We start from the raw sequence: 1,181 nt of genomic DNA on the forward strand, positions 1-1,181 counted from the left end.
CAGCCGCAACCGGAAAGGAGCAGTGGGGAGTCTCACAGGCACAGTCTACGCCCCACGAGCCCGCCCCCGGCAGAAGTCGCCCCCCTCAGACGCCCAGACCGATGTCGATGGGGGAGAGCCGCGGGCCCGGTCCGCAGCCCCGCCAGAACCAATTAGTAGTACGTGGGGATGTCGATCGAGTTGTGGACCTCGAAGCTGCCGTCCTCCTTGCCGCGGACATCGAGCCAGCGGTACACCGTGCCGGGATTGCCCTCCCCGTTTCCGGCCAGCGCACACATCATGTCACCGGCCTGGTAATCGTTGTCCCTGACGACGTGAAATCCGAATAGCCATGTACTGAACGCGGCCTTACGGCCGTCGCTGAAGTACACGGCACCGCCGCCCTGGGCGTCCGGGGTGCTGGTAGAGGACAGGAGCACGCACTCTATGGAGGGGGCGGCTCCTCCGCCCGAGAAATGCATCTGCCGCAGGCTGCTATCCCCCTGAAGAGCGCTCATGAACTCCGGCGTGGCCGATTTCGAGGCCGTATCATCATCATGAGTGGCAACAGCGGTATAGAAGGCCTGGACGTCCTCGACCCTGGGCATGCGGACCTTCTTGTCCCCGCCTACCGTGTAGACGACATCGGAGGGCGTGTACCCATGAGCACCGCTCGCCCACGTGTAGAAGATATTGGCGCTCCCGGAGTGGGCGGCGAAATGACTCGGCTGATCGCCGTACATGCCGATCTGGCTGATGGACAGCACGAGGTCGCCGGTCACTGCATTCGCAGACACCGCGTCAATAGTGAGGTCATCGATATGGCCCTCAAGATCGCCCCGGAGCGTCCGCGGGTCAATGGCCGCCACCAGGGAGAGGCTCGAGTCGTAGACGACGATCGCGTCATCAGCATAAGGGGTTCCGTAGGCGCAGTTAATGGTCGCAACGGCAACCGGCCGCCCATCGATGACGCTCGAGGTCACCTCCTTGAGACTCGTCACGGCCGCCTCGATCGCCTCCGACCCCGGCGCCGGAGTCGCCTTGCCGCCGCTGAAGGTCACCATCCCGGTCGCGCCCTGGGCGGCGTCGCTCGCACTCTTCTTCGTCAGCGCGCAGATCTCGGGCACCTCAAGGGTCGCGTCGGACAGGTCCGCCTGGGTGGGGGCCGGCATGAACATGGCCATGGGCGAGCCCGCCCGCGA

At 65.2% G+C, this 1,181-nt stretch carries 1 protein-coding gene; it reads right to left on the bottom strand.

The window, feature by feature from the left end; translation table 11 throughout:
• Window positions 1-152: 152 nt before the first annotated feature.
• A partial coding sequence (locus O145_RS18795) for a hypothetical protein (RefSeq protein WP_169740386.1) occupies window positions 153-1,181 on the bottom strand: 1,029 nt, incomplete at its 5' end.

This window comes from Actinomyces israelii DSM 43320, assembly GCF_000711965.1.
GTDB classification, from domain to species: Bacteria; Actinomycetota; Actinomycetes; order Actinomycetales; family Actinomycetaceae; genus Actinomyces; species Actinomyces israelii.